This window comes from Pseudomonas sp. SCB32 (genome assembly GCF_009189165.1).
In the GTDB taxonomy this organism is placed as follows: Bacteria; Pseudomonadota; Gammaproteobacteria; order Pseudomonadales; family Pseudomonadaceae; genus Pseudomonas.
On sequence record NZ_CP045118.1, the window covers coordinates 4,023,933 to 4,050,066 of the forward strand.

The window sequence follows — 26,134 nt, forward strand, 5'->3', positions numbered from 1 at the left end:
CCAGATCCTTTCGCCCCCTGCAGGAGCGGGCCATGCCCGCGATCGCGCGCATGGCCCGCTCCTACACAAATCCCAACCACACCACTCATCACCTCCAGAAAAATTTTCTGACCATTCGGACGGAATTTTTATTGACTCAAAAGTCAGCTTTTCATAAATTCATCATCAAGTGCCCTACCAAAAACAAGAATCAGCCTGGAGGCAAGCCTTGATCAGGTTCCTGCTCAACCGCGAGCTGCGCGTCGAAGACCGCCTCGACCCCAATCTCACCGTGCTCAACTACCTGCGCCAGACCCTGGGCAAGACCGGCACCAAGGAGGGCTGCGCCTCCGGTGACTGTGGCGCCTGCACCGTGGTCGTCGGCGAGTTGGTCGGCGAAAAAGGTGCCGAGCGCATCCGCTACCGCACCCTCAACTCCTGCCTGACCTTCGTCTCCTCGCTGCACGGCAAGCAGCTGATCAGCGTCGATGACCTGAAGCACCGTGGCGAACTGCACGGCGTGCAGCAGGCCATGGTCGACTGCCACGGCTCGCAGTGCGGCTTCTGCACCCCCGGCTTCGTCATGTCGCTGTTCGCCCTGCAGAAGAACACCGCCGGCGAAACCGTCGAGGAACGCAAGGCCGAAGCCCATGAAGCGCTGGCAGGCAACCTGTGCCGCTGCACCGGCTACCGCCCGATCCTGGATGCCGCCGAGCAGTCCTGCTGCCAGAAGCAGCCGGACCAGTTCGACGTCGCCCAAGCCGAAATCATTGCCCAACTCAAGGCCATCGCGCCCAACGAGACTGCCGAGCTCAACAGCGGCGACAAGCGCTGCCTGCTGCCGCTGACCATCGCCGACCTCGCCGACATCTACACCGCCAATCCGCAGGCTCGCCTGCTGGCCGGCGGCACCGACCTGGCCCTGGAAGTCACCCAGTTCCACCGCGAACTGCCGGTGATGATCTACGTCGGCCATGTCGAGGAAATGAAGCGCGTCGAAGTCTTCGACGACCGCATCGAGATCGGCGCCGCGACCCCGCTGACCGACTGCTACGAAGCGCTGTCCCGCGACTACCCGGACTTCGGCGAGCTGCTGCACCGCTTCGCCTCGCTGCAGATCCGCAACCAGGGCACCCTGGGCGGCAACATCGGCAACGCCTCCCCCATCGGCGACTCGCCGCCGTTGCTGATCGCCCTGGGTGCGCGCCTGGTGCTGCGCAAGGGCAGCGAACGCCGTGAGCTGCCGATCGATGAATACTTCATCGACTACAAGGTCACCGCGCGTCAGGAAGGCGAGTTCATCGAGCAGGTGATCATCCCGCGTCCGCAGGCCAACCAGGCGTTCCGCGCCTACAAGGTCTCCAAGCGCCTGGACGACGACATCTCCGCCGTCTGCGCCGCGTTCCAGATTACCGTGGAAGACTGCAAGATCACCGCCGTACGCACCGGCTTCGGCGGCATGGCCGCCATCCCGAAACGCGCCACAGCCTGCGAAGCCGCGCTGCTCGGCCAGACCTTCAACAGCGCCACCTTCGAGCGTGCCGCGCAAGCACTGAGCGAGGACTTCACCCCGCTCACCGACTTCCGTGCGAGCAAGGAATACCGCCTGCTTACCGCACAGAACCTGCTGCGCAAGTGCTTCCTGGAACTGGAAGCCCCTCAGGCCGTAACCCGGGTGACCCACTATGCATAAGCCCCAGAAGAGCCAGGAAGAACTCACTGCGCTGTTCCGCGCCGACCTCACCACCGGCGTGGGCCGCAACGTCAAGCACGAGAGCGCGCCCAAGCACGTCAGCGGCGAAGCGCAGTACATCGACGACCGCCTGGAATTCCCCAACCAGCTGCACGTCTATGCCCGCATGAGCGACCGCGCCCATGCGCGCATCACCAAGCTGGACGTCAGCCCCTGCTACCAGTTCCCCGGTGTGGCAATCGCCATCACCAAGGACGACGTACCCGGTCAGCTGGATATCGGCCCGGTGGTCGCCGGTGACCCGCTGCTGGCGGACGGCAAGGTCGAGTACGTCGGCCAGATGGTCATCGCCGTCGCCGCCGACAGCCTGGAAACCGCACGCAAGGCGGCCATGGCCGCGATCATCGAGTACGAGGACCTGGAACCGGTGCTCGACGTGGTCGAAGCGCTGCGCAAGAAGCATTTCGTGCTCGACAGCCACCAGCACAAGATCGGCGATTCGGAAGGCCAACTGGCCACCGCGCCGAACCGCATCCAGGGCACCCTGCACATCGGCGGCCAGGAACACTTCTACCTGGAGACGCAGATCTCCTCGGTGATGCCCACCGAAGACGGCGGCGTGATCGTCTACACCTCGACGCAGAACCCCACCGAGGTGCAGAAGCTGGTCGCCGAAGTGCTGGGCATCTCCTTCAACAAGGTGGTCATCGACATGCGCCGCATGGGCGGTGGCTTCGGTGGCAAGGAAACCCAGGCTGCCGCTCCGGCCTGCCTGTGCGCGGTAATTGCGCGCCTCACCGGTCGCCCGGCGAAGATGCGTCTGCCGCGCGTCGAAGACATGCAGATGACCGGCAAGCGCCACCCGTTCTACGTCGAATACGACGTGGGCTTCGAAGATGACGGCCTGCTGCACGGCATCAACATCGAGCTGGCCGGCAACTGCGGCTACTCGCCGGACCTTTCCGGCTCCATCGTCGACCGCGCGATGTTCCACTCCGACAACGCCTACTTCCTCGGCAACGCCACGGTGAATGGTCACCGCTGCAAGACCAACACCGCGTCGAACACCGCTTACCGCGGCTTCGGCGGCCCGCAGGGCATGGTCGCCATCGAGGAGATCATGGACGCGGTCGCGCGCCACCTCGGCAAGGACCCGCTGGAAGTGCGCAAGCGCAACTACTACGGCAAGGACGAGCGCAACATCACCCATTACTACCAGCAGGTGGAACACAACCTGCTGGAGGAGATGACCGAGGAACTGGAAGCCAGCGCCGAGTACGCCAAGCGCCGCGCCGAGATTCGCGAGTTCAACGCCAATAGCCCGGTGCTCAAGAAAGGCCTGTCGCTGACCCCGGTGAAATTCGGCATCAGCTTCACCGCCACCTTCCTCAACCAGGCCGGCGCGCTGATCCACATCTACACCGACGGCAGCATCCACCTGAACCACGGCGGCACCGAGATGGGCCAGGGCCTGAACACCAAGGTCGCCCAGGTAGTGGCCGAGGTCTTCCAGGTTGACATCGACCGCGTGCAAATCACCGCGACCAACACCGACAAGGTGCCCAACACTTCGCCGACTGCCGCATCAAGCGGCGCCGACCTGAACGGCAAGGCCGCGCAGAACGCCGCCGAAATCATCCGCCAGCGCCTGGTGGAATTCGCCGCCAGGCACTGGAAGGTGACCGAGGAAGACGTCGAGTTCCGCAACAACCAGGTGCGCGTGCGCGACCTCATCCTGCCGTTCGAGGAGCTGATCCAGCAGGCCTACTTCGGCCAGGTATCGCTCTCCTCCACCGGTTTCTACCGCACGCCGAAGATCTTCTACGACCGCACCAAGGCGCGCGGCCGGCCGTTCTACTACTTCGCCTATGGCGTGTCCTGCTCGGAGGTGATCGTCGACACCCTCACCGGCGAGTACAAGATGCTGCGCAGCGACATCCTCCACGACGTCGGCGCCTCGCTGAACCCGGCCATCGACATCGGCCAGGTGGAAGGCGGCTTCGTCCAGGGCATGGGCTGGCTGACCATGGAAGAACTGGTGTGGAACGCCAAGGGCAAGCTGATGACCAACGGCCCGGCGAGCTACAAGATCCCGGCCGTCGCCGACATGCCCATCGACCTGCGGGTGAAGCTGGTGGAAAACCGCAAGAACCCGGAGCAGACGGTGTTCCACTCCAAGGCCGTCGGCGAGCCGCCGTTCATGCTCGGCATCTCAGTGTTCTGCGCGATCAAGGACGCCGTGGCGAGCCTGGCCGACTACCGCGCCCAGCCGCAGATCGACGCCCCGGCCACCCCCGAGCGCGTGCTCTGGGGCGTGGAGCAGATGCGCAAGCTGAAGCTGGCCCAGGTCGAGAAGGCACCGGCCCAGGTCGAGCCGGCGTGATGCAGTGACCATGGGGTGCCGCTGGCAAGGGAAGACGTCCCCAATCCCGTCCTCCCCCGGGTCAGCGGCGCCCCACCCTATTACCTTGGATTCTGGGTTCCCGCGTTCGCGGGAATGACGACAAAGCAAAACGCGGAAGCGCATCGCGCCCGCACGCATCGATTCGTCTTCCCCGCGAATGCGGGGACCCAGAAGACAGCGACAGAACCCTCAACCCGAGGATCGAACGATGAACTGGATCAGTGCCCTCGCCGACCTGCAACAGCGCGCCGAAGCCAGCGTGCTGGTGACCATCATCGAAGAACGCGGCTCGACCCCGCGCAACGCCGGCTCCAAGATGGTGGTGAGCGCCGACAAGATCTACGACACCATCGGCGGCGGCCACCTCGAATTCAAGGCCATGCAGATCGCCCGCGATATGCTGCTGGCCCGCGCGCGCGAACCGAAGCTGGAGCGCTTCAGCCTCGGCGCCAGCCTCGGCCAGTGCTGCGGCGGCGCCACCGTACTGCTGTTCGAACCCATGGGCCAGCCCCAGGCGCACATCGCCGTGTTTGGCGCCGGCCACGTCGGCCGCGCCCTGGTACCGCTGCTCGCCAGCCTGCCGTGCAAGGTGCGCTGGATCGACTCGCGCGAGGCCGAATTCCCCGACCACATCCCCGAGGGCGTCACCCGCGCGATCAACGAGGACGTGATCGACGAGATCGACGAGATGCCCGCCGGCAGCTACTTCATCGTCATGACCCACAACCATGCGCTGGACCTGGAGCTGACCGCGAAGATCCTCGAGCGCAACGACTTCACTTACTTCGGCCTGATCGGCTCGGACACCAAGCGCGCCAAGTTCGAACACCGCCTGCGCGACCGTGGTTTCGCCGCCGACACCGTGCAGCGCATGCGCTGCCCCATGGGCATCAGCGAGGTAAAGGGCAAGCTGCCGGTGGAGATCGCCGTGTCCATCGCCGGCGAGGTGATCGCCACCTACAACGCCACCTTCGGTCAGGAGACCGCCAAGGGCGAGAACACCGTGGCCAAACTGTTACCGACAAGCCGCCGCGCACGCGCCGCCGAAAGCGGCGCCTGATTTCCGACCTGCATGGTTTCGTGATGGGTATCGCTCCGCTCCACCCATCCTACGGTTCCATGAACTGTTTTTTGTAGGATGGGTGGAGCGCCAGCGATACCCATCGAAGAGCGTCCGATGACGCGCCAATCCGATTTGCGAGAGATCGATGAGCACTCAAGCCAAAGCCTACCGAGCCAGCATCCTGCACAGCGTCGCCGACCCGGCCGAAGTCGGCGTGGAGAAGTCCTACCAGTATTTCGAGGACGGCATCCTGCTGGTGGAAGACGGCAAGGTTGCCCGCGTCGGCCACGCCGCCGACCTGCTACCGCAACTGGGCGGCGTCGAAGTGGTTCAATACCACGACGCGCTGATCACCCCCGGCTTCATCGACACCCACATCCACTACCCACAGACCGGCATGATCGCCTCCTACGGCGAGCAACTGCTGGACTGGCTGAATACCTACACCTTCCCCACCGAGAAGCAGTTCGCCGACCCGGCCCATGCCGCCGACGTTGCCGGCATCTTCCTCAAGGAACTGCTGCGCGCCGGCACCACTACCGCGCTGGTGTTCGGCACCGTACATCCGCAGTCGGTGGACGCGCTGTTCGGCGCCGCCGAGAAGCTCGACCTGCGCCTGATCGCCGGCAAGGTGATGATGGACCGCAACGCGCCGGACTACCTGACCGACACGGCCGAGAGCAGCTACACCGACAGCAAGGCGCTGATCGAGCGCTGGCACGGCAAGGGCCGCCTGCTCTACGCGGTGACCCCGCGCTTCGCTCCCACAAGTACCCCGGAACAACTCGACGCCGCCGGCCGCCTGCTCAAGGAGCATCCGGGCGTGTACATGCACACGCACCTGTCCGAGAACCTCAAGGAAATCGAGTGGGTCAAGGAGCTGTTCCCGGAGCGCAAGGGCTACCTGGACGTCTATGACCACCACGGCCTGCTCGGCCCGCGCTCGGTGTTCGCCCACGGCGTACACCTGTGCGACGGCGAATGCCAGCGCCTGTCGGAAACCGGTTCGGCCGTGGCCTTCTGCCCGACCTCCAACCTGTTCCTCGGTAGCGGCCTGTTCGACCTGGCGAAGCTGGAAAAGCACAAGGTCAAGGTCGGCCTGGGCACCGACGTCGGCGCCGGCACCAGCTTCTCCCAGCTGCAGTCGCTGAACGAGGCCTACAAGGTGATGCAGCTGCAAGGCATCAAGCTCGACCCGTTCAAGTCGCTGTACCTGGCCACCCTCGGCGGCGCCCGCGCGCTGGAGCTGGAGGACAAGGTCGGCAGCTTCGCCCAGGGCAACGAGGCCGACTTCGTTGTCCTCGACTACAAGGCCACCCCGCTGCTGGACTACCGCCTGCTGCAGGCCAAGACCCTGGAGGAGAAACTCTTCGCACTGGTCATCCTCGGCGACGACCGTACCGTGAAGGAAACCTTCGCCCACGGCCGCAGCGTGCATCGCCGCGGTTGACCCCTTACGGCTCCGGCGCCGGGTCCTCGCTCAGGACCAACCCGGCGCCGGGGTCGCTTTTCTTTCCCGTACCGCGCAAGTCTTCCCCTGTAGGAGCGCGCCATGCGCGCGATCGCGGGCATGGCGCGCTCCTACTAGGCAAGCGTGGTGACGCCCCAGGCCTTGTCCGCCCCTCCACGACTGGAAGAGCAATTGCCTGACGGGCCACACTCAGCCACGCTGTGGGCCATCGAATCAGGCTCACGGCAGGCGCAATGACCTACGACTTCTGCATCATCGGCGGCGGCATCGTCGGCCTGGCCACGGCCATGCGGCTGCTGCAACTACGCCCCGGCGCATCCTTGCTCCTGCTGGAGAAGGAAAACAGCCTTGCCCGCCACCAGACCGGCCACAACAGCGGCGTGATCCACGCTGGCATCTACTACACGCCCGGCAGCCTGAAGGCCGACCTGTGCAAGCGCGGCGCCCAGGCCACCAAGGACTTCTGCGACGAGCACGGCATCCCTTACGACGTCTGCGGCAAGCTGCTGGTGGCGTCCAATGCGCTGGAACTGCAGCGCATGGAAACACTGCTGGAGCGTTCCAGGCTCAATGGCCTGGACGTCAAGCGCGTGGAGGCCGGCGAGATGCGCGAACGCGAGCCGAACATCGTCGGCCAGGGCGGGCTGTTCGTCTCCAGTACCGGCATCCTCGACTACCGCCAGGTCTGCCACGCGATGGCCTCGGTGATCGAGCGCGCCGGCGGCGAGGTGCGCCTGGAAGTGAAGGTCGATGCAATCCGCGAGGGCGGCGATGATGTGCTGATCCGTAGCGGCGAACAAACCTGGAAGGCGCGTCAGCTGGTGGTCTGCGCCGGCCTGCAATCCGACCGTCTGGCGCGCCTGGCGGGGATCGAGGTGCAGCACCGGATCATTCCGTTCCGCGGCGAGTACTACCGGCTGCCGGCGAGCAGGAACGACATCGTCCGCCACCTGATCTACCCGATCCCCGATCCTGCGCTGCCCTTCCTCGGTATCCACCTCACGCGGATGATCGACGGCAGCGTCACGGTCGGCCCCAACGCGGTGCTTGGCTTTGCCCGCGAGGGTTATCCGAAGTTCTCCACTAACCTTGCCGATGTGGCGGAATACGCGCGCTTCCCCGGCTTCTGGAAAACCATCGGCGCCAACCTGCGCTCAGGGCTGGCTGAGATGAAGAACTCGCTGTTCAAGGCTGGCTACCTGGAGCAGTGCCGCAAGTATTGCCCATCCCTGCAACTGGATGACCTGCAACCGATGGAAGCCGGCATCCGCGCCCAGGCGGTACTGCGCGACGGCACGCTGGTGCACGATTTCCTGTTCCTGGAAACGCCGCGCATGCTGCACGTGTGCAACGCGCCCTCGCCCGCCGCCACGTCGGCAATCCCCATTGGCGAGATGATTGCCAAGCGGCTACTGAAGCAGGCCTGACGCGGCTCCGCCCCCTGTAGGAGCGCCCCATGGGCGCGATCGCGGGCATGGCCCGCTCCTACAGAGATCGGCGAACCAGGCAGAAACGAAAAAGCCCCGCAATCGCGGGGCTTTTTCAAACTCGCCGATCAGGCCGCCGAATCGGCATCCGCCTTGCTGCGGCGCGGCTTCTTCTTGCCGGCCAGCAGGTGCGAGAACACCGCGTGCAGGTCGCCGGAGGCGCCGTCCACGTCCAGGTTCAGCTTGTCATCGATGTGCGCCATGTGGTGCATCATCAGGGTCACGGCCTTTTCCTTGTCGCCCTTCTCGATGGCGTCGAGGATCTCGTTGTGCTCGTCGAACGAGCAGTGCGAACGACCGCCGCTTTCGTACTGGGCGATGATCAGCGAGGTCTGCGACACCAGGCTGCGCTGGAAGACCACCAGCGGAGCGTTCTTCGCCATCTCGGCAAGCTTCAGGTGAAACTCGCCGGAGAGGCGGATGCCGGCACCACGGTCGCCACGGGCGAAGCTGGACTGCTCTTGCTTCACCATGTCGCGCAGTTCGGCAAGGGTTTCGCCGCTGGCGTTATCCACGGCCAGTTCGGTGATTGCGCGCTCGACGGTGCGGCGGGCGAAGAGGATCTGCCGGGCTTCGTCGATGCTCGGGCTGGCCACCACGGCGCCACGGTTCGGGCGCAGCAGCACGACCTGCTCATGGGCCAGGCGCGACAGGGCGCGGCGGATGATGGTGCGGCTGACGCCGAAGATTTCCCCGAGGGCTTCTTCGCTCAGCTTGGTGCCGGGCGCGAGGCGCTGCTCAAGGATCGCGTCGAAGATGTGCGCGTAGACGATTTCATCCTGAGTGCCGCTGCGGCTCTTGCCATTGCGCGGCTGCTTCCTGATCTGTTGCAACTGGTCGGTCATTGGTGTCGAACCTTGATCAGCCGGAGTGGGGCCGGCGCGAAATCCGAAGGGGCTGGCGAAGAGCTGGCATCGGCCAGGTATTGGGCAACAGTGTACACAAAATGGCCACTATCGTGCAGTCATCCCAAGCGAGTAGTGATTGACGCCAACGGCGCGCCACCCAGCGGATGCGTCCGACCTTGTCCTGAGACCATTCCGAGCCTTTTCTTGTAAAAAACTTTCACTCAGGCACTAAACATTATTTGAAGTTTTTGTACACAACTGCATAATCGCGGCGTGACTTCCTGACTAAAGGGTCAACTAATCACACCCTCACAACTCTTTCCGTTAGCGCAAGGGACGCAGGTGAACCAGCCGACGGCAAAGGGACCAACAACAAGAGCGTTGAGGAGTACCGCTGTGGAAAGCACCAAACAAGAACAACAAGCCTTTGCATCAAGCCCGCCTGCTACCGGCCTGCTGGAACGTCTGTTCAAGCTCAGCCAGCATGGCACCACCGTGAAGACCGAGCTCGCCGCGGGCCTCACGACCTTCATCACCATGGCGTACATCATCTTCGTCAACCCCAACATCATGGCCGACGCCGGTATCGACCACGGTGCCGCGTTCGTCGCGACTTGCCTTGCCGCGGCGCTGGGCTGCTTCCTGATGGGCCTGTACGCCAACTGGCCGGTGGGCCTGGCGCCGGGCATGGGTCTCAACGCCTTCTTCACCTACACCGTGGTCAAGACCATGAACTACAGCTGGGAGATCGCGCTGGGCGCGGTGTTCATCTCCGGCATCGCCTTCATGATCCTGACCTTCTCGCGCATCCGTGAATGGCTGCTCAACAGCATCCCGGTGAGCCTTCGCTTCGCCATGGGCGCCGGCGTCGGCCTGTTCCTCGGGCTGATCGGCCTGAAGACCGCCGGTATCGTGGTCGCCAGCCCCGCCACCCTGGTCCACCTGGGTGACCTGACCAGCCCCGGCCCGCTGCTCGCCGCGATCTGCTTCCTGATGATCGCGGTGCTGGAATACCGCCGCGTGTTCGGCGGCATCCTGATCAGCATCCTCACCGTCACCGTGGCCGGCATCGCCCTGGGTATCGTCCAGTTCGGCGGCGTGTTCTCCATGCCCCCGAGCCTGGCGCCGACCTTCCTGGCGATGGACATTTCCGGCGCATTCAACGTGACCATGATCAGCGTGATCCTGGCCTTCCTCTTCGTGCACATGTTCGACACCGCCGGCACCCTGATGGGCGTCGCCCAGCGCGCGCACCTGGTACGTGAAGACGGCCGCATCGAGAACCTGTCCAAGGCGATGAAGGCCGACAGCACCTCCAGCGCCTTCGGCGCGGTGCTGGGCGTTCCGCCAGTAACCAGCTACGTGGAAAGCGCCGCGGGCGTCGCCGCCGGTGGCCGTACCGGTCTGACCGCCGTGGTGGTAGGCGTGCTGTTCGTCGCCGCGATGTTCTTCGCCCCGCTGGCCGGCATGATCCCCGCCTACGCTACCGCCGGCGCGCTGATCTACGTCGCCATGCTGATGATGGGCGGCATGGCTCACATCGACTGGAACGAGCACACCGAGACCATCCCGGCCATCGTCACCGTGATCATGATGCCGCTGACCTTCTCGGTCGCCGACGGTATCGCCCTGGGCTTCGTGACCTACGTCGCGATGAAGGTCTTCACCGGCCGCCACAAGGACGTGACCGTCAGCCTCTATGCGCTGTGCGCGATCTTCGTGGCCAAGTTCATCTTCCTCTGAACAGGCTGCGCACGTTGCAAAAACCAAGGCCCCGGCAATTGCCGGGGCCTTTCGTTTCTAGCAACGGATTTGGCACGTGGCCACCGACGTCTCAGCCTTCCGCAGTCGGCAGCTCCAGGTGGATGGTGAACTCAGTGCCGGCACCTGTCCGGCTGTTCATCAGCAGTTCACCGCCCATCGCCTCCACCAGGCTGCGCGAGAGCGCCAGCCCCAGTCCGCTGCCCCCCTTGCGCACCTGGTGGCTTTCCAACGTCCGGGTGAAGGGATCGAACAGCCCGGCCTGATCTTCCTCGGGGATACCGACACCGGTATCGACCACATCGATCTGCACGCCGACCATGCCCTGCCCCTGCCCGCGTGCCTGCAAGCGCAAGACAACAGCCCCACGGTCAGTGAACCTCAGTGCATTGCTCAGCAGATTGTCGAGCACCAGGCGCAATGGGTGCGGGTCGCACCAGACACGGGTCTGCAACGCCAGATCGAAGTCTGTCTGTACCTCAAGCCCCTTGGCCTTGGCCGGCTCGCGCAGTTTTTCCAGCTTGCGCTCGAGCAAGCTGCGCAGGTCGATCGCCTCCGGCGTCAGCGGCAACCGCCCGGACTCCGCACGGCTGAGCATCTGCAGGTCATCGAGTACATGCAGCAGGTTGTTCGCCAGCGAGCGCGCAACACCCAGCGGTTCACGGCGACGTTCGGGATCGCTCTGGTTGAGCGCCAGATCGATCATCGCCGCGATATTCTGCAAAGGCCCCTGCAACTCGCTGCCCATGCTGGCGAGGAACTGGCTCTTGCCGCGACTGATGGAATCGATCTGCGCATTGGCATTGCGCAGCGCACGGATCAGATCGTCGCGCTCGGTGACATTGGACGCCCCACAGATCGCCCCGAGCAACTGGCCGTTCGCGTCCCGATAGGGGCGCCCCCAGTGCTGGAACACACGCCGCCCCCTGGTCGACAGAAGCTCGACGTCGAGCTCGTAGGGTTGCCCCTCGTTGATGGCGGTAATCAGGTTCTTGCGCATCAACTCGGCTTCATGGGGATCCTGTAACAAACCCAACTCCCCGACGAAGTGGCCCACGATGTCCTCTCTCCTCAATCCCGTGAGGTCCACCGCGGCCTGATTGCAAAACAGCACGCGCGCATCCAGGCCACGGATGGTCATGGGATAGGGCAAGGAGTCAATCATCTGGCGCAGCTGGCCCAACTCCCGCTGCTGCTCATCGGTGAGCGCGGCCGCCACATCATCCGTTTCGGGAGCAGCACCGCCCTCGACCAACCCATGCCGGCGTCCGATGTCGATCAGTTCCACCAGCGATTTGGCTTGCAGCTTCTGCATCAGGCGCACCTTGTAGGTGCTCACCGTCTTGTCGCTGATCGCCAGCTGGTCGGCGATGGCAATATTGCTCAAACCACGCGCCAGCAGCTGCAGCACGCTCAGTTCACGGACCGAAAGCCCCTTGAGCAGTTCACCGTGCCCGGCCTCCTCCGCCGCACTGACGCTGCCCAGCGCATGACTGGGGAAATAGCTGTGGCCCTGGGCGATGGCGCGCACCGCTTCGCGTACGGCCTGCGGGTCTTCCTGCTTGCTGACGAAACCGGCCGCCCCGGCGGTCAGGCAGCGTCCGGCAAAGTATTGGGAATCCTGCGAGGTCAGCACCAGTACTTTCACCGGTGACTCCTGGGCCACCAGGCGCTGCAGGACTTCCAACCCACCCAGCCGCGGAATCGACAGTTCGAGGATCATCAGGTCCGGCCTGCACTGGCGCACCTGAAGCAAAGCGTCGGGACCGTTGTCCGCCTCGCCAACGACCTCATGCCTGTCCGCTTCCATCATCAGCCGCAATGCATGACGAGTTACCGGTTGCTCATCGACGATCAGAATCCTGCTCATACCTCTCCTCACAACAGATTTTTCCCCACTTCTTCTAGCCCAATTACGCTGGGCGTGCCCATGACTCCCACGCAATTTTGCTTTCCAGCGGGCAAAAAAAAGCCCGCAGTGTGGGCGGGCTGAGGAAGACTCCACGAAGAGTCCGGGAAGGTCTTGCGCAGACTAGCTACCGCGATAAGTGGAGTAGCTGTAGGGGGAAATCAGCAGCGGTACGTGGTAGTGGTCGGCTTCGGAGGCAATGCCGAAACGCAGTACGACCTGGTCGAGGAACGCCGGCTTCGGCAACTCGACGCCACGGGCGCGGTAATAGTCGCCGGCATTGAACAGCAACTGGTAAACGCCGGCGCGGAAGTCCTCGCCCTGCAGCAGCGGCTCGTCGCAACGGCCGTCGTCATTGGTAACGCGGGTGGCGATCAGCTCCAACTGCTGGCCTTCGACGCGGTACAGCTCGATCTTGATGCCATGGCCAGGGCAGCCGTGGGCGGAATCCAGTACGTGAGTGGTCAAGCGTCCCATGGGCTTCTCGATGTCTCCGGCGTCGCCGGCGGACACCTTCCTCCTCTGTCTTGTTGATTCGAATTCGGCGGGCTGTCGCATGGACAGCCGGCAAGTGCGTTTGCGCGGAGCCGAATATACCCAGCAACGCGATCAATTGTATACAAAAAAGTGATTCATCTTTGCAAAAGGCGCTTTCAACCACCCCCTGCACGCGGGTGCCAGACGCCTGCCGACTGGGCTGCAGCCACCGAAAGACGCGGCCACACGGGGTTGAACCGGCGATTCGTGCATCTATAGGAAAGTGAAACGACTGTTGTGCAGATTGTATTTACAGATAGCCAAACATTTTGTATACAATGCACCCATCAACGGCAGCGCCCGGTCCATCGACTCCGCGCAGACCGCCAACCACAAGAAGGAACACTGCAGTGAGCGCCGACTACCCACGCGACCTGATCGGTTACGGCAACAACATTCCCCACCCCCATTGGCCGAACGATGCCCGCATCGCCCTGTCCTTCGTCCTCAACTACGAGGAAGGCGGCGAGCGTTGCATCCTGCACGGAGACAAGGAGTCCGAAGCCTTCCTCTCCGAAATGGTGGCCGCGCAGCCGCTCAAGGGCGAGCGCAACATGTGCATGGAATCGCTGTACGAGTACGGTAGTCGCGCTGGCGTATGGCGCCTGCTCAAGCTGTTCAAGAAGTACGACCTGCCAATGACCATCTTCGCCGTGGCCATGGCCGCCCAGCGCCACCCCGAGGCAATCCGCCAGATGGTCGCCGACGGTCACGAGATCTGCAGCCACGGCTACCGCTGGATCGACTACCAGTACATGGACGAGGCGCAGGAGCGCGAGCACATGCTCGAAGCCGTCCGCATCCTCACCGACCTGACCGGCCAGCGCCCGCAGGGCTGGTACACCGGCCGCCTGGGCCCGAACACTCGCCGCATCGTGCGCGAGGAAGGCAACTTCCTCTACGACTCCGACACCTACGATGACGACCTGCCCTACTGGGACCCGGCGAGCACCGCCGAGAAGCCGCACCTGGTGATCCCCTACACCCTGGACACCAACGACATGCGCTTCACCCAGGTGCAGGGCTTCAACAAGGGCGACGACTTCTTCGAATACCTCAAGGACGCGTTCGACGTGCTCTACGCCGAAGGTGCCGAAGGCGCACCGAAGATGCTCTCCATCGGCATGCACTGCCGCCTGCTCGGCCGTCCGGCCCGCATGGCCGCGCTGGAGCGCTTCATCCAGTACGTGAAGGGCCACGAGAAAGTGTGGATCACCCGCCGCGTCGACATCGCCAAGCACTGGCACGAGAACCACCCGTTCAAAGCGCAGGAGAACCAGGCATGAGCCGCTTCCAGACCCTGACCCCGGCCAGCCTCGACCGCGCCGCCTTCGTCGCCACCTTCGCCGACATCTACGAGCACTCCCCCTGGGTTGCCGAGAAGGCCTATGACCTGGGCGTCGACGACAGCCTGAACGACATCGAACTGCTGCAGCAGCGCATGGCCGACATCCTCCTGTCCGCCAGCCACGACGCGCAACTGGCCCTGATCAACGCGCACCCGGACCTGGCAGGCAAGGCCGCCATCCGTGGCGAGCTGACCGCCTCCAGCACCGCCGAACAGGCCGGCGCCGGCATCCAGGACTGCACCGCCGAAGAGTTCGCCCGCTTCACCGAACTCAACGACGCCTACAAGGCCAAGTTCGGCTTCCCCTTCATCAAGGCGGTGAAGGGCAGCAATCGCCACCAGATCCTGGCTGCGTTCGAAGAGCGCATCCACAACACGCCGGAGCAGGAGTTCCAGACCGCCCTGGCGGAGATCAACAAGATCGCGATGTTCCGCCTGCAGCAACTCTGAGCGAGCGGACCTTCACTCCCCTTCCCTGCGAAGGGGCCCATGCGAACAACGAATAAGTAGGCCAGCCATGCGTACCCTGAAGATCGAGCCGTTGACCAAGGAAGCCTTCGCACCGTTCGGTGATGTCATCGAAACCGAAGGCAGCGACTTTTTCATGATCAACAACGGCTCCACCCGCCGTTATCACAAGCTCGCCACCGTCGAAACGGCGCAGCCCGATGACAAGGCGATCATCAGCATCTTCAGCGCCGAATCCCTGGAGATGCCGTTGCGCATCCGCATGCTGGAGCGCCATCCGCAGGGCAGCCAAGCGTTCATTCCGCTGCTCGGCAACCCATTTCTGATCGTGGTCGCGCCAGTTGGCGACGTACCTGTATCGGGCCTCGCCCGCGCTTTCCTGTCCAACGGCAAGCAGGGCGTCAATTACCACCGCGGCGTCTGGCACCACCCGGTGCTGACGATCGAAAAGCGGGATGACTTCCTGGTGGTCGATCGCAGCGGTTCTGGCAACAACTGCGACGAGCATTTCTTCACCGAGGACGAACAGCTCCTCCTCGACCCCCAAGCAAACTAATAAGAGAGGCCCAGCCACCGCCACGGCAGTGCAAGGGCAAGAGGTAATAACAATGGAAGCACATCTCGTCGAATGGGCGAACCTGCTGGTTCGCTGGATTCACATGATCGTCGGCATCGCCTGGATCGGTGCCTCGTTCTACTTCGTCTGGCTGGAGAACAACCTGAACCGCGCCAACCCGCGTGAAGGTCTCTCCGGTGATCTCTGGGCGATCCACGGTGGCGGTATCTACCACCTGGAGAAGTACAAGCTCGCCCCGCCGAAAATGCCGGACAACCTGCACTGGTTCAAGTGGGAGGCCTACTCCACCTGGCTGTCGGGCGTCTGCCTGCTGACCATCGTGTTCTACCTGAACCCGACCCTGTACCTGATCGCTCCGGGCAGTGACCTGGCTCCGGCCGCCGCCATCGCCATCGGCATCGGCTCGCTGGTCGCCGGCTGGTTCATCTACAGCACCCTGTGCGACTCCCCGCTGGGCAAGACCCCTGCCCTGCTCGGCGCCATCCTGTTCGCCCTGATCGTCCTCGCCGCCTACCTGCTCAGCCAGGTGTTCAGCGGCCGCGGCGCCTACCTGCACGTTGGCGCCATCATCGGCACTATCATGGTGGGCAACGTATTCCGCGTGATCATGCCGGCCCAGCGCGCGCTGGTTAAGGCCATCGAGGAAAACCGCCAGCCCGATCCGGTACTGCCGGCCAAGGGTCTGCTGCGTTCGCGCCACAACAACTACTTCACCCTGCCGGTGCTGTTCATCATGATCAGCAACCACTTCCCGAGCACCTACGGCAGCCACTACAACTGGCTGATCCTGGCGTGCATCGCGGGCCTGGCAGTGATCGTGCGTCACTACTTCAACACACGCCACGAAGGCAACGGCATGGCCTGGGCCCTGCCCGCCGGCGCTGTCGGCATGATCGCCCTGGCTTTCGTCACCGGCCCGAACTTCCCCAGCAGCGACAGCGCCACCAGCGCCCAGGCTGCGAAGGTGGAGTACCAGCCGCTGCCGGAAACCGCCATCGGTGGCAAGACCGCGACCGAGCGCGCCAAGGAAGAAGCAGCCAAGCCTGCCGCGACCGAACAGGCCCAGGCGCAAACCTCCGCTGCCGGTAGCGATGCAGACTTCGACAAGGTCCATCACGTGATCCAGCAGCGCTGCGCCGTGTGCCACTCGGCCAAGCCGACCAGCAACATGTTCAGCACCGCGCCGGCTGGCGTGATGTTCGACACTCCGCAGCAGATCCAGCAGCTCGCTCCGCGAATCCAGGCGCAGGCCGTAGCCTCGCAGGTCATGCCGCTGGGCAACATCACCCAGATGACCCCGGACGAGCGCAAGCTCGTTGGCGACTGGATCGCCAAGGGCGCCCAGGTTAATTGAGCCTGCGGCACGGCCAGAGAAACCGCACCTTCGGGTGCGGTTTTTTTATGCCTGAACAAAAGCCCGCCTCACCTTCGGTGCGCGCGCCGGCCGATCGCGGACAGAGTCCGCTCCTACGTAAATGCCAGACCTTGGCGTAGGAGCGGACTCCGTCCGCGATTGCTTTCCGCCGGCACAAAGGCTCACTGAAGCAAAAAATGTAGTCCATTCGACGCATGGCTACATTTCCCCGCAGGCCAGTACACACGCAGCCTAGAGCCTTACGACACCACCAAGACGAAACGTGACCGAAGAGTTGTATACAAAAATCAATTGAACCTAATACACATCGCAAGTATAAAGTTCCGCACCGCTTCACCCGCTCGGCCCCGGGGGTGAGATCGGCCAGTACTTCCCGGTTGTCGTGCCCGTCCGGCAACCAGCGACTGACAACAATAAAAACCGAGGTGTTGCATGTCCGTGGTATCTGAGCGCTCCCATACCGGCTCGCCTGTCGACCAGCGTTTGCCCTTGCTGCAGCTGCTGCTGGTCGGGTTCCAGCACGTTCTCCTGATGTACGGCGGCGCGGTCGCCGTCCCCTTGATCGTCGGCCAGGCCGCCGGTCTCTCCCGTGAAGAAATCGCCTTCCTCATCAACGCCGACCTGCTGGTCGCCGGCATCGCCACGCTGGTGCAGTCGCTGGGCATCGGCCCGGTGGGCATCCGCATGCCGGTGATGATGGGCGCCAGCTTCGCCGCCGTCGGCAGCATGGTCGCCATGGCCGGGATGCCCGGCGTGGGCCTGAACGGCATCTTCGGCGCCACCATCGCCGCCGGCTTCTTCGGCATGCTCATCGCTCCGTTCATGAGCCGCATCGTGCGCTTCTTCCCGCCGCTGGTGACCGGCACCGTGATCACCTCCATCGGCATGTGCCTGTTCCCGGTAGCGATCAACTGGGCGGGCGGCGGCGAAGGCGCGGCCAACTTCGGCGCGCTCGAATACCTCGCCCTGTCGTCCTTCGTGCTCGCCGTCATCCTGCTGATCAACCGCTTCCTGCGCGGCTTCTGGGTCAACGTCTCGGTGCTGATCGGCATGCTGCTGGGCTACATCATCGGCGCCAGCATGGGCATGGTCAGCCTGGACGGCATGGAACAGCGCCCCTGGTTCGACGTCGTCTCCCCGCTGCACTTCGGCGTACCGGAGTTCCACCTGGCTCCCGTGCTGTCCATGTGCCTGGTCGTGGTGATCATCTTCGTCGAGTCCACCGGCATGTTCCTCGCCCTGGGCAAGGTCACCGAAACGGAGATCTGCCCCAACCGCCTGCGCCGGGGCCTGATGTGCGACGCCAGCGCGTCGCTCTTCGCCGGCTTCATGAACACCTTCACCCACTCCTCGTTCGCCCAGAACATCGGCCTGGTGCAGATGACCGGCGTGCGCAGCCGCTATGTCACCGCAGCCGCCGCGGTCTTCCTGATCATCCTGAGCCTGCTGCCCAAGGCCGCCTTCCTGGTCGCCTCGATTCCGCCGGCCGTGCTGGGCGGTGCCGGCATCGCCATGTTCGGCATGGTCGCCGCCAGCGGCATCCGCATCCTTCACGAAGCGGACATCGTCGACCGCCGCAACCAGTTGCTGGTCGCGGTAAGTATCGGCATGGGCATGGTGCCGGTCGTGCGTCCGGACTTCTTCGCCGCCCTGCCCCAGTGGATGGAACCGATCACCCATAGCGGCATTGCCATGACCTCGATCTGGGCCGTGGTACTGAACATCCTGTTCAACATCCTCGGCGAACACGGCCGGGATGCCCTCTGCGGACATCACTGAGTCCCTTTCGCGGACGCTTCCCGAGCGTCCGCTTCAAAGCCGCGCCTAACTCCTGCGCGGCTTTTTTCGTCAGTGCCTCGGACTTGCCGGCACGGTCATCAGGCCTCCGGGCGATAGCCCAGGCGCAGCCCACCCCACTGCCGCCCGCCGACGACGATCGGCACCGACAGGTCATGCATCAGCTCGCCGGTATCACGGCAATAGGTCTGCAGCAGCATCGGCTGGCTATGACTGCCGCAGCGCAGGCCGGTGCGGTCATTGAACATGCGCTTGCTGCGACTCTTGAGCATGTCGACCTGGACATCCCCGCTGGGCGGATGATTGAACGCCTGGTTGTGGGTCGGCACGTAGCCTTCGGCGGTACAGGCAATCGCGAAGACCAGCCCTTCATGGCGCTGTAGCAGGTCTTCCTGAATGCGCGGCAGGACCTCGTCGGTGTAGCGGTCGAAACGCGTGCGGTACTTCTGCGGACGCGTGCCGGGCAGCGGTTGGTAATTACGGTCGAACAGGTCACCGAGGGTGACGCGACCGGCGTCCAGATCCGCCTCGAAGCGCGCGCCGATAGCCTGCGCCCCCTCCCGGGCCAGGTCATAGGCACGCTGGTGGTAATCGTCCAGGGCGACCTGGGCCAGCCGCTCGCTGACCGTCTCGGCCTGGGTTTCCAGTTGCAGCGCCGCTTCCGCCAGGCGGTGGGTCTGCTCGTCGCTTACACGCAGGTCGCCACGCACCTGCTCGACGGCGGCGAACAGGCTGTCCAACTGGCTGCGATTGATCTCCGCGCCTTCGGCGATCTCGGTGATCTGGGTTTCCACGGTGGCGGCCAGGCCGGCGATATCCTGCAATTGCCGTCCGGTGCCTTCCACCTGGCCGACCCCCTGAACCAGGTCATCAGCCAACTGGCGAATCTGCTCCACCACCTCGCTGGTCTGGCGCTGGATGTCTTCGACCATCTGCCCGACTTCATCGGTCGCCTCGGCCGTACGCCCGGCCAGCCCGCGAACCTCCTCCGCCACCACCGCGAAGCCACGCCCATGCTCGCCGGCGCGCGCCGCCTCGATGGCTGCATTGAGCGCCAGCAGGTTGGTCTGGCTGGCGATGGACTGGATCACCTGGGTAACCCGCGCAATCTCCTCGCTACGCGCATTCAGCGTCTCGATCAGCGCCCGGCTGGCGTTGGCGCGCTCGCTGAGCTGGTGCATGCAGTCGATCGCCGACTGCAACTCGCCCCGCCCCAGGTCGCTGCCGGCCCGCGCGCGGGTGGCGGCATCCATCGCCTGGCGGGCCAGGTTGGAGGTGGCGCGCTCGGTATGGATCATCACCTCGGCGCTGCCGACGATCTGCTCGGCGGCCACCAACTGGGACTCGAGCTTCTCCGCCAGGCGCTGCACCGAATAGGACACGCCGGCGGCGGACAGGGCATTGCGGCTGGTTCCCCGCGACAGCTCGCGGGTCAGCTCGGCGACATCGGGCAATACCGCCAGTGCGCTGGCCGGCGCGGTGCCCCGGCGGATGAACCAGGGCACCCAGAGCAGCGCCGCAGCCAGCAGCAGGCACAACGACAGCGGCCAGCCGCCCAGCGCCTGGGCGATGAACAGCAGCACCAGGCCGCAAGTCTGCAGGGTAAGGATGAGGACGATACGCGGACGCGCGATATCCATGGCGGCAACTCTCTTCTGGCGGGCGTCTGCCGGACAGTCCTGGAGACCGACCGGGAGCCCTGATTGTTCTTGTCAGCGCCATTAGGCCGTCTGCGCCGGGCGACGGCTATCGTCCCTTAGTGGTAGACGGCACTACTAAAGACAGGCCCGCACATCGACCGCCCACCGGTTTCCGTGCGCTCGACTGGCAAGACCGGTAAAATATCGGCCTTTTCCGCCGGCGCGAGCGACTTCGCGCCCCTTGCGAAGCCAGATACGACGCACCGATGACCACTGCCGCAACCACCGCCGCAACCCGCCCCGAGCCCTCCCGCCGCTTCTCCGTGGCGCCGATGATGGATTGGACAGATCGCCACTGCAGGTACTTCCTACGGCAGCTTTCCAGCCACGCCCTGCTCTACACGGAGATGGTCACCACCGGCGCACTGCTGCATGGCGACGCTGCGCGCTTCCTGCGTCACGACGAGTGCGAGCACCCGTTGGCGCTGCAACTGGGCGGCAGCAATCCGGCGGACCTGGCTGCGGCGGCGAAGCTGGCCGAGGCAGCCGGCTACGACGAGGTCAACCTGAACGTCGGCTGCCCCAGCGACCGCGTGCAGAACAACATGATCGGGGCCTGCCTGATGGGCCATCCGGCACTGGTGGCCGATTGCGTGAAGGCGATGCGCGACGCGGTATCGATCCCGGTGACGGTCAAGCACCGCATCGGCATCAATGGTCGCGACAGCTACGAGGAGCTGTGCGACTTCGTCGGCCAGGTACGCGACGCCGGCTGCCGCAGCTTCACCGTGCATGCGCGCATCGCCATTCTCGAAGGCCTGTCGCCCAAGGAGAACCGCGAGATTCCGCCGCTGCGCTACGACATCGCCGCGCAAGTCAAACGTGATTTCCCGGAGCTGGAAATCATCCTCAATGGCGGCATCAAGACCCTGGAGGAATGCCGCGAGCACCTACAGGTGTTCGACGGCGTGATGCTCGGCCGCGAGGCGTACCACAACCCCTATCTGCTGGCCCAGGTGGACGCTGCACTCTACGGCTCGGATGAGCCTGCGATCAGACGCGCCGACGCCCTGGCGAGCCTGCGCCCCTATATCGAGCGGCACATCGCCGAGGGTGGCGCGATGCATCACGTGACCCGCCACATCCTCGGCCTGGCCCAGGGATTCCCGGGCGCACGACGCTTCCGCCAGCTGCTTTCAGTGGACGTGCACAAGGCCGCCGATCCGCTGGCATTGCTCGACCAGGCGGGCGAACTTCTCAAGGGGCACTGAGTCCCGTTGAGCGGCGCATCGGCCTCGGGTAAGGTCGATGCATCCTCAACGGAAAACTCGCCATGACCTCCAAGCTCGAACAACTCAAGCAATACACCACGGTCGTCGCTGATACCGGCGATTTCGACGCCATTGCCCGCCTGAAGCCGGTGGATGCCACCACCAACCCCTCACTGCTGCTGAAAGCCGCCGCCCTGCCCCGCTACACCGAGCACCTGGCCCGCGCCACCGAAGGCGCCCGCGGGGATGCCGGCCTGGCCTGCGACCGCTTTGCCGTCGCCGTGGGCAAGGACATTCTCGGGGTGATTCCGGGGCGAATTTCCACCGAAGTGGACGCCCGCTTGTCCTTCGATACCGAAGCCACCCTGGATCGCGCTCGCCGCCTGATCGGCCTGTACGACGAGCATGGCGTGGGCCGCGAGCGCGTGCTGATCAAGATCGCCTCCACCTGGGAAGGCATCCGCGCCGCCGAACAACTGGAGCGCGAGGGCATCCAGACCAACCTGACCCTGCTGTTCTCCTTTGCCCAGGCCGCCGCCTGCGCCGATGCCGGCGTGTTCCTGATCTCGCCCTTCGTCGGGCGCATCTACGACTGGTACAAGAAGGCCAACGGCCGCGACTACGTCGGAGCCGAAGATCCGGGCGTGCAGTCCGTCTCGCGCATCTACCGCTACTACAAGGCCAACGGCTACGAGACCGTGGTGATGGGCGCCAGCTTCCGCAACCTCGGCCAGATCGAGCAATTGGCCGGCTGTGACCGTCTGACCATCAGCCCGGACCTGCTGCAGCAACTGGCCGACACCCAGGGCGACCTGCCCCGCGCCCTGCAGGCAGGCGGCGGCGAAGCGCGCCAGGTGCTGGACGAAGGCACCTTCCGCTGGCAGATGAACGAAGATGCCATGGGCACCGAGAAGCTGGCAGAAGGCATCCGCCTGTTCGCCCGCGACCAGGAAAAGCTCGAAGCGCTGCTCTCCAGCCTGTAAGCCACGCACGCAAACGCAAACCGGCGCCCAGGGCGCCGGTTTTCATTTGGGGATCACTGAATCAGTGACGCTCGAGCGCGCTCACCAGATCGTGGAAAGCCTCGCGATTGGACTCGTTAAGCCCCATCAGGATGCGGTGAGCTTCCAGCACCTTGCTGCGCACCACGTCCTCGGACTGGTCCTGCGGCGGCAGATCAGTGAGGCAATCGGTGCACGGAATCGGACGATCGACGATGTTGAACACCTGATCGAAGCCCATCGACTGCAGCAGACGGGTGATGTCCGGGTTGGTGGTCACCAGCGTGGGCAACAATCCGATCTTCTGCCTCGACAGAATCGACAGCTTGGCCAACAGGCCCAGCGTGGTGCTATCGATGCTCTGGGTTTCCGTGAGATCAATGATGATCGCCGAGAAATTCAGCGCGGCGAAGATTTTTTCAATGGTGGCATCCAGCGCCGAACACAGGGTCAGTCGGACTTCGCCCACGAACTTCAGGACAAATGAGCCATCCTGCTCGGCGAACTGGATTTTACCGGTACTCATGCAAGGTTCCTGCTCAACACCAGCAAGGCAATATCATCCGGCATCTCGGACAACTTGGCCAGTCCGAAGACCTGGCGCAGGCCGTCCAGCGTTCCGCCGGCGGCGACGACCTGCTGTGGCAGGGCCGTCTCCTTTTCTTTCAGGGTAGCTCCCGGCAGCACATCGAGGATGCCATCGGAGAACAGCGAAAGGCTGAAGGACTTGGGCAGGTCGAAGACATGATCCTCGTACTTCGCTTCGTCAAACAGCCCTACCGGCAGGCCACGGCCTTCCAGGTAGCGGGCTTCGCCATCGACATAGAGTACCGGCAGCGGCAAGTGGCCGCCGATGCTGTAGGTCAGGCGATCGGTATCCAGGTCGATCACGCCACCGAGCATGGTCACGTGCTTGCCCAGCTTGCAGTTGATCAGGCCGCGGTTGATGTGCGCGAGCACGTCGGACGGCTTGAACTCCGGCAGCCTGCCATTGCGCCGCGACTCGTAGAGCAGGCGCGTGGTCATGAACTTCAGCAGTACGGTGACGAACGCCGAAGAAGCGCCGTGACCGGACACGTCCGCCAGATAGAAGACTATGCGACGGGCATCGACACGGAAGTAATCGACGAAATCACCCGACAGGTACAGCGACGGGATGATTTGGTGGGAAAACGCCATGCCGTCGGACTCCCACGGAGTTTCCGGCAGCATGTTCATCTGCACCTGGCGACCGGCGTTCTGGTCTTCCTGGAGCAGGTTCAGGCTGGCCTGCAACTCGCGGTTGGCGGTTTCGAGCTTCTCGCGGTAGCGGCGGTTTTCCGAACGCAGGTAGGCTCGGTCCAGGGCGCGGCGAACCGAGTGTTCCAGGACGGCGAGATCTTCCAGCGGCTTGATCAGGTAGTCGGCGGCGCCCAGGCGCAGGGCTTCGACCGCGTCACTCATGACGCCGGCACCGGAAAGCACGATAACCGGGGTTTCCACCGCCATTTCGCTGACACGGCGGATCAGCTCAAGGCCGTCCATCTGCGGCATGCGCAGGTCGCAGATCACCAGGTCCGGCAGTTCGTGCTGGAATACCTGCAGGCCCTGCTGGCCATTGGTGGCCTGCAGGACGGTGAATCCGCTGTCTTCCAGGTAGGCGGCGAGGCTTTCTCGAACGACGTCGTCGTCATCGATGATCAGCAGCGAGGCACTGGGTTTGTGCATGGGTCATCCAGGCAAACGGCGCCGGAGGTAGTGGTGGTGGCGCTCATTCAAGGGAACAACGGCGCGGGTCGGGTGCGACAAGGCGCAGACACTACTCCCATCCGCCCTAGGGTTCAAGCGGGCGCCGCCCGCGACCGGACTTGTCGGACGCGGGGGCCAGTGCCTGCGGGGCGGAGGGCTGGGATCAGAAGTCGTCTTCGACCTTGCCGTCCTTGACCTTGAACTCGCGGTTCTGCAGGTAGGCGTTGCGGATGAAGGTGTACTTGTCGCCGCTGATCAGCTTCTCGGACTTCAGCAGGTCGGCGCGGGTATCGACGATATCCACCCCGTGAATGCTGTTACGTACCGCGACATTGTCGATGTACGGATAGGGGCCGGTGTAGGTATCCGGAATCAGCGACGGCGCATCGCGCAGGGTGCTCGGGCCCAGCAGCGGCAGCATCACGTAGGGGCCACTGCCCACGCCGTAATGGCCGAGGGTCTGGCCGAAGTCTTCGTCATTGCGACGCAGGCCCATGTGGGTGGCGACGTCGATGAAGCCGGCCAGGCCGAAGGTGGTGTTGAACAGCAGGCGGCTGGTGTCGACGCCGGCATTACGCACTTTCAGCTGCAGCAGGTCGTTGACCAGGTTCTTCACGTCGCCGATGTTGTTGAAGAAGTTGTGCACGCCATCCTGTACGACGTTCGGGGTTACGTACTGGTAGCCCTGGGCCAGCGGCTTGAGCGCGTAGGTGTCGATGGTGTCGTTGAAGGTGAAGATCGGGCGGTTGACGCTCTCCCACGGGTCATCCTCACTCGCGGCCTGGGCCAGGAAAGGAATCGTCGCCAGGCTGGTAGCGGCGAGAAGGCTGAGGCAGCGTTTCGTCCATTGGACGCCTAGTGGGCGCATCGGTAATTCTCCAGTGAATGTCATTCCGGGCCAGCCTGAGCGGACCCGCTACGCGGGCCGATTATATAGGTCCGCGAGTGTCATGATGACAAGAGGCGCCCTCGCCGGACTTCGAAACAGGCTCTTCCGACGAGTAATCCGCCCCTTTCCAGCTGAGAGCATAGTGCCACTTCAGTCCGGGAAGCGTGCGTCAATGACAATTTCAAGTGCATCGGATCGCCAGAACTCCTGATCCCACTCAACCAACCGCCCATCTTCGACGTAATTGCTGCGCTCGACATACAGGCCCGGCGAGCCGGGGGTCAGCTGCAAGGGTGCGGCCTGGAGCTCGATCAGCGCCGTGGGGTGCATCGCCAGCTCGCAACGCGACAGCGTCAGGCCCAGGCGCTCGCGCAGGACCCCGGTCAGGGACCTGTCCAGCGCTTCATCAAGCAGGCCGGGACACCAACTGGCGTCCAGGGTGATCTCCTCCAGCATCACCGGACGCTCATCGACCCAGCGACGGCGCCGAACCCGGAATACCTCGGCGTCATCCGCCAGCCCCATCCGCCGGGCCAGCGCCGGGCCGGCGACGCAGCGCTCGGCCGCGAGCACCTCGGTGCGCGGCGTACGTCCCTGGGCCTGGACGTAATCCATGAACCCCGTGGTACGCGTCGGGTTGTAGCGAATCCGCGGCGGCGAGACGAACCAGCCACGGCGGTTCTCGCGATACAGCACCCCCTCGGTCTCCAACTGTTGCAGCGCCTCGCGCAGGGTCACGCGGGTGCAACCGAAGCGCTCGGCCAGCTCACGCTCGGGCGGCAGGCGCGGGCCCAGGATCGACTCGGCGACGTCACGGGCCAACTGGTCGCGGATGCGCAGGTAGTGGGGAATGGGTTCGACCGTCATGCGGCTGTCTCCGAAAAATGC

General features: G+C 64.2%; 22 protein-coding genes. 14 read left to right on the forward strand and 8 right to left on the reverse strand.

Annotation, left to right across the window (positions count from 1 at the left end):
- Positions 1-32: 32 nt before the first annotated feature.
- From GA645_RS18330 to lhgO, 6 genes are all read left to right on the forward strand, one after another.
- A complete protein-coding gene (locus GA645_RS18330) occupies positions 33-212 on the forward strand; it encodes a hypothetical protein (RefSeq protein WP_152224409.1) in 180 nt (59 codons plus the stop codon).
- Entirely contained in the window at positions 209-1,672 is a 1,464-nt protein-coding gene (xdhA, locus tag GA645_RS18335) for a xanthine dehydrogenase small subunit (RefSeq protein WP_152224410.1), read from the forward strand. The genes GA645_RS18330 and xdhA overlap by 4 nt, the downstream gene beginning before the upstream one ends.
- Positions 1,665-4,055, forward strand: a complete 2,391-nt coding sequence (gene xdhB / locus GA645_RS18340) for a xanthine dehydrogenase molybdopterin binding subunit (protein WP_152224411.1) — start codon at positions 1,665-1,667, stop codon at positions 4,053-4,055. The genes xdhA and xdhB overlap by 8 nt, the downstream gene beginning before the upstream one ends.
- 229 nt (positions 4,056-4,284) lie before the next feature.
- On the forward strand, positions 4,285-5,136 hold the full coding sequence (gene xdhC / locus GA645_RS18345; protein ID WP_152224412.1) for a xanthine dehydrogenase accessory protein XdhC: 852 nt from the start codon (positions 4,285-4,287) through the stop codon (positions 5,134-5,136).
- Positions 5,137-5,284: 148 nt separating this feature from the next.
- Complete coding sequence (gene guaD, locus GA645_RS18350) at positions 5,285-6,589, forward strand: guanine deaminase (protein ID WP_152224413.1); 1,305 nt, start codon at positions 5,285-5,287, stop codon at positions 6,587-6,589.
- A gap of 254 nt (positions 6,590-6,843) precedes the next feature.
- Entirely contained in the window at positions 6,844-8,037 is a 1,194-nt protein-coding gene (gene lhgO, locus GA645_RS18355) for an L-2-hydroxyglutarate oxidase (protein WP_152224414.1), read from the forward strand.
- Between the two features lie 128 nt (positions 8,038-8,165).
- On the opposite strand, the gene GA645_RS18360 is transcribed toward lhgO, so the two are convergent.
- Positions 8,166-8,942 carry a GntR family transcriptional regulator gene (locus tag GA645_RS18360; protein WP_152224415.1) on the reverse strand — a complete coding sequence of 259 codons (777 nt, stop codon included), beginning with the start codon at positions 8,940-8,942 and terminating at the stop codon, positions 8,166-8,168.
- A gap of 399 nt (positions 8,943-9,341) precedes the next feature.
- Here GA645_RS18360 and GA645_RS18365 point away from each other — a divergent pair, with 399 nt between their 5' ends.
- Entirely contained in the window at positions 9,342-10,688 is a 1,347-nt protein-coding gene (locus GA645_RS18365) for an NCS2 family permease (RefSeq protein WP_152224416.1), read from the forward strand.
- A gap of 91 nt (positions 10,689-10,779) precedes the next feature.
- On the opposite strand, the gene GA645_RS18370 is transcribed toward GA645_RS18365, so the two are convergent.
- Entirely contained in the window at positions 10,780-12,576 is a 1,797-nt protein-coding gene (locus tag GA645_RS18370) for an ATP-binding protein (RefSeq protein ID WP_152224417.1), read from the reverse strand.
- A gap of 162 nt (positions 12,577-12,738) precedes the next feature.
- Positions 12,739-13,092: a hydroxyisourate hydrolase gene (gene uraH, locus GA645_RS18375; protein ID WP_152224418.1), complete on the reverse strand. Its 354-nt coding sequence runs from the start codon at positions 13,090-13,092 to the stop codon at positions 12,739-12,741.
- A gap of 410 nt (positions 13,093-13,502) precedes the next feature.
- Here uraH and puuE point away from each other — a divergent pair, with 410 nt between their 5' ends.
- From puuE to GA645_RS18405, 5 genes are all read left to right on the forward strand, one after another.
- A complete protein-coding gene (gene puuE / locus GA645_RS18380) occupies positions 13,503-14,438 on the forward strand; it encodes an allantoinase PuuE (protein ID WP_152224419.1) in 936 nt (311 codons plus the stop codon).
- Entirely contained in the window at positions 14,435-14,950 is a 516-nt protein-coding gene (uraD, locus tag GA645_RS18385) for a 2-oxo-4-hydroxy-4-carboxy-5-ureidoimidazoline decarboxylase (protein ID WP_152224420.1), read from the forward strand. The genes puuE and uraD overlap by 4 nt, the downstream gene beginning before the upstream one ends.
- Positions 14,951-15,017: 67 nt before the next feature.
- A complete protein-coding gene (locus GA645_RS18390; RefSeq protein ID WP_152224421.1) occupies positions 15,018-15,524 on the forward strand; it encodes an ureidoglycolate lyase in 507 nt (168 codons plus the stop codon).
- Between the two features lie 52 nt (positions 15,525-15,576).
- A complete protein-coding gene (locus GA645_RS18395; RefSeq protein ID WP_152224422.1) occupies positions 15,577-16,899 on the forward strand; it encodes a urate hydroxylase PuuD in 1,323 nt (440 codons plus the stop codon).
- A gap of 453 nt (positions 16,900-17,352) precedes the next feature.
- Positions 17,353-18,699, forward strand: a complete 1,347-nt coding sequence (locus tag GA645_RS18405) for a nucleobase:cation symporter-2 family protein (RefSeq protein ID WP_152224423.1) — start codon at positions 17,353-17,355, stop codon at positions 18,697-18,699.
- A gap of 98 nt (positions 18,700-18,797) precedes the next feature.
- On the opposite strand, the gene GA645_RS18410 is transcribed toward GA645_RS18405, so the two are convergent.
- The gene (locus GA645_RS18410; protein WP_152224424.1) at positions 18,798-20,357 is read right to left on the reverse strand and encodes a methyl-accepting chemotaxis protein; all 1,560 of its coding nucleotides are present in this window, start codon (positions 20,355-20,357) and stop codon (positions 18,798-18,800) included.
- A gap of 266 nt (positions 20,358-20,623) precedes the next feature.
- Here GA645_RS18410 and dusA point away from each other — a divergent pair, with 266 nt between their 5' ends.
- On the forward strand, positions 20,624-21,628 hold the full coding sequence (dusA, locus tag GA645_RS18415; RefSeq protein WP_152224425.1) for a tRNA dihydrouridine(20/20a) synthase DusA: 1,005 nt from the start codon (positions 20,624-20,626) through the stop codon (positions 21,626-21,628).
- A 62-nt stretch (positions 21,629-21,690) separates the two neighbouring features.
- On the forward strand, positions 21,691-22,611 hold the full coding sequence (gene tal, locus GA645_RS18420; RefSeq protein ID WP_152224426.1) for a transaldolase: 921 nt from the start codon (positions 21,691-21,693) through the stop codon (positions 22,609-22,611).
- A 61-nt stretch (positions 22,612-22,672) separates the two neighbouring features.
- Here tal and rssC read toward each other — a convergent pair whose 3' ends face one another.
- The 4 genes from rssC to GA645_RS18440 all read right to left on the reverse strand — a co-directional run bounded on the left by rssC (position 22,673) and on the right by GA645_RS18440 (position 26,113).
- Entirely contained in the window at positions 22,673-23,155 is a 483-nt protein-coding gene (gene rssC / locus GA645_RS18425; protein WP_152224427.1) for an anti-sigma factor antagonist RssC, read from the reverse strand.
- Positions 23,152-24,336: a two-component system response regulator RssB gene (rssB, locus tag GA645_RS18430; protein ID WP_152224428.1), complete on the reverse strand. Its 1,185-nt coding sequence runs from the start codon at positions 24,334-24,336 to the stop codon at positions 23,152-23,154. The genes rssC and rssB overlap by 4 nt, the downstream gene beginning before the upstream one ends.
- A 184-nt stretch (positions 24,337-24,520) precedes the next feature.
- On the reverse strand, positions 24,521-25,225 hold the full coding sequence (locus tag GA645_RS18435) for a VacJ family lipoprotein (protein WP_152224429.1): 705 nt from the start codon (positions 25,223-25,225) through the stop codon (positions 24,521-24,523).
- Between the two features lie 171 nt (positions 25,226-25,396).
- Complete coding sequence (locus tag GA645_RS18440) at positions 25,397-26,113, reverse strand: UTRA domain-containing protein (protein WP_152224430.1); 717 nt, start codon at positions 26,111-26,113, stop codon at positions 25,397-25,399.
- Positions 26,114-26,134: the final 21 nt, after the last annotated feature.

Excerpts from the sequence above, each read along its gene's own strand:
- GA645_RS18370 (WP_152224417.1), bottom strand. The coding sequence starts at position 12,576 with ATGAGCAGGATTCTGATCGTCGATGAGCAACCGGTAACTCGTCATGCA.
- rssB (WP_152224428.1), bottom strand. The coding sequence starts at position 24,336 with ATGCACAAACCCAGTGCCTCGCTGCTGATCATCGATGACGACGACGTC.
- xdhB (WP_152224411.1), top strand. The coding sequence starts at position 1,665 with ATGCATAAGCCCCAGAAGAGCCAGGAAGAACTCACTGCGCTGTTCCGC.
- GA645_RS18440 (WP_152224430.1), bottom strand. The coding sequence starts at position 26,113 with ATGACGGTCGAACCCATTCCCCACTACCTGCGCATCCGCGACCAGTTG.
- GA645_RS18435 (WP_152224429.1), bottom strand. The coding sequence starts at position 25,225 with ATGCGCCCACTAGGCGTCCAATGGACGAAACGCTGCCTCAGCCTTCTC.
- rssC (WP_152224427.1), bottom strand. The coding sequence starts at position 23,155 with ATGAGTACCGGTAAAATCCAGTTCGCCGAGCAGGATGGCTCATTTGTC.
- xdhC (WP_152224412.1), top strand. The coding sequence starts at position 4,285 with ATGAACTGGATCAGTGCCCTCGCCGACCTGCAACAGCGCGCCGAAGCC.
- tal (WP_152224426.1), top strand. The coding sequence starts at position 21,691 with ATGACCTCCAAGCTCGAACAACTCAAGCAATACACCACGGTCGTCGCT.
- uraD (WP_152224420.1), top strand. The coding sequence starts at position 14,435 with ATGAGCCGCTTCCAGACCCTGACCCCGGCCAGCCTCGACCGCGCCGCC.
- GA645_RS18405 (WP_152224423.1), top strand. The coding sequence starts at position 17,353 with ATGTCCGTGGTATCTGAGCGCTCCCATACCGGCTCGCCTGTCGACCAG.
- GA645_RS18410 (WP_152224424.1), bottom strand. The coding sequence starts at position 20,357 with ATGGATATCGCGCGTCCGCGTATCGTCCTCATCCTTACCCTGCAGACT.
- GA645_RS18390 (WP_152224421.1), top strand. The coding sequence starts at position 15,018 with ATGCGTACCCTGAAGATCGAGCCGTTGACCAAGGAAGCCTTCGCACCG.
- GA645_RS18330 (WP_152224409.1), top strand. The coding sequence starts at position 33 with ATGCCCGCGATCGCGCGCATGGCCCGCTCCTACACAAATCCCAACCAC.
- GA645_RS18395 (WP_152224422.1), top strand. The coding sequence starts at position 15,577 with ATGGAAGCACATCTCGTCGAATGGGCGAACCTGCTGGTTCGCTGGATT.
- dusA (WP_152224425.1), top strand. The coding sequence starts at position 20,624 with ATGACCACTGCCGCAACCACCGCCGCAACCCGCCCCGAGCCCTCCCGC.
- guaD (WP_152224413.1), top strand. The coding sequence starts at position 5,285 with ATGAGCACTCAAGCCAAAGCCTACCGAGCCAGCATCCTGCACAGCGTC.
- GA645_RS18360 (WP_152224415.1), bottom strand. The coding sequence starts at position 8,942 with ATGACCGACCAGTTGCAACAGATCAGGAAGCAGCCGCGCAATGGCAAG.
- uraH (WP_152224418.1), bottom strand. The coding sequence starts at position 13,092 with ATGGGACGCTTGACCACTCACGTACTGGATTCCGCCCACGGCTGCCCT.
- lhgO (WP_152224414.1), top strand. The coding sequence starts at position 6,844 with ATGACCTACGACTTCTGCATCATCGGCGGCGGCATCGTCGGCCTGGCC.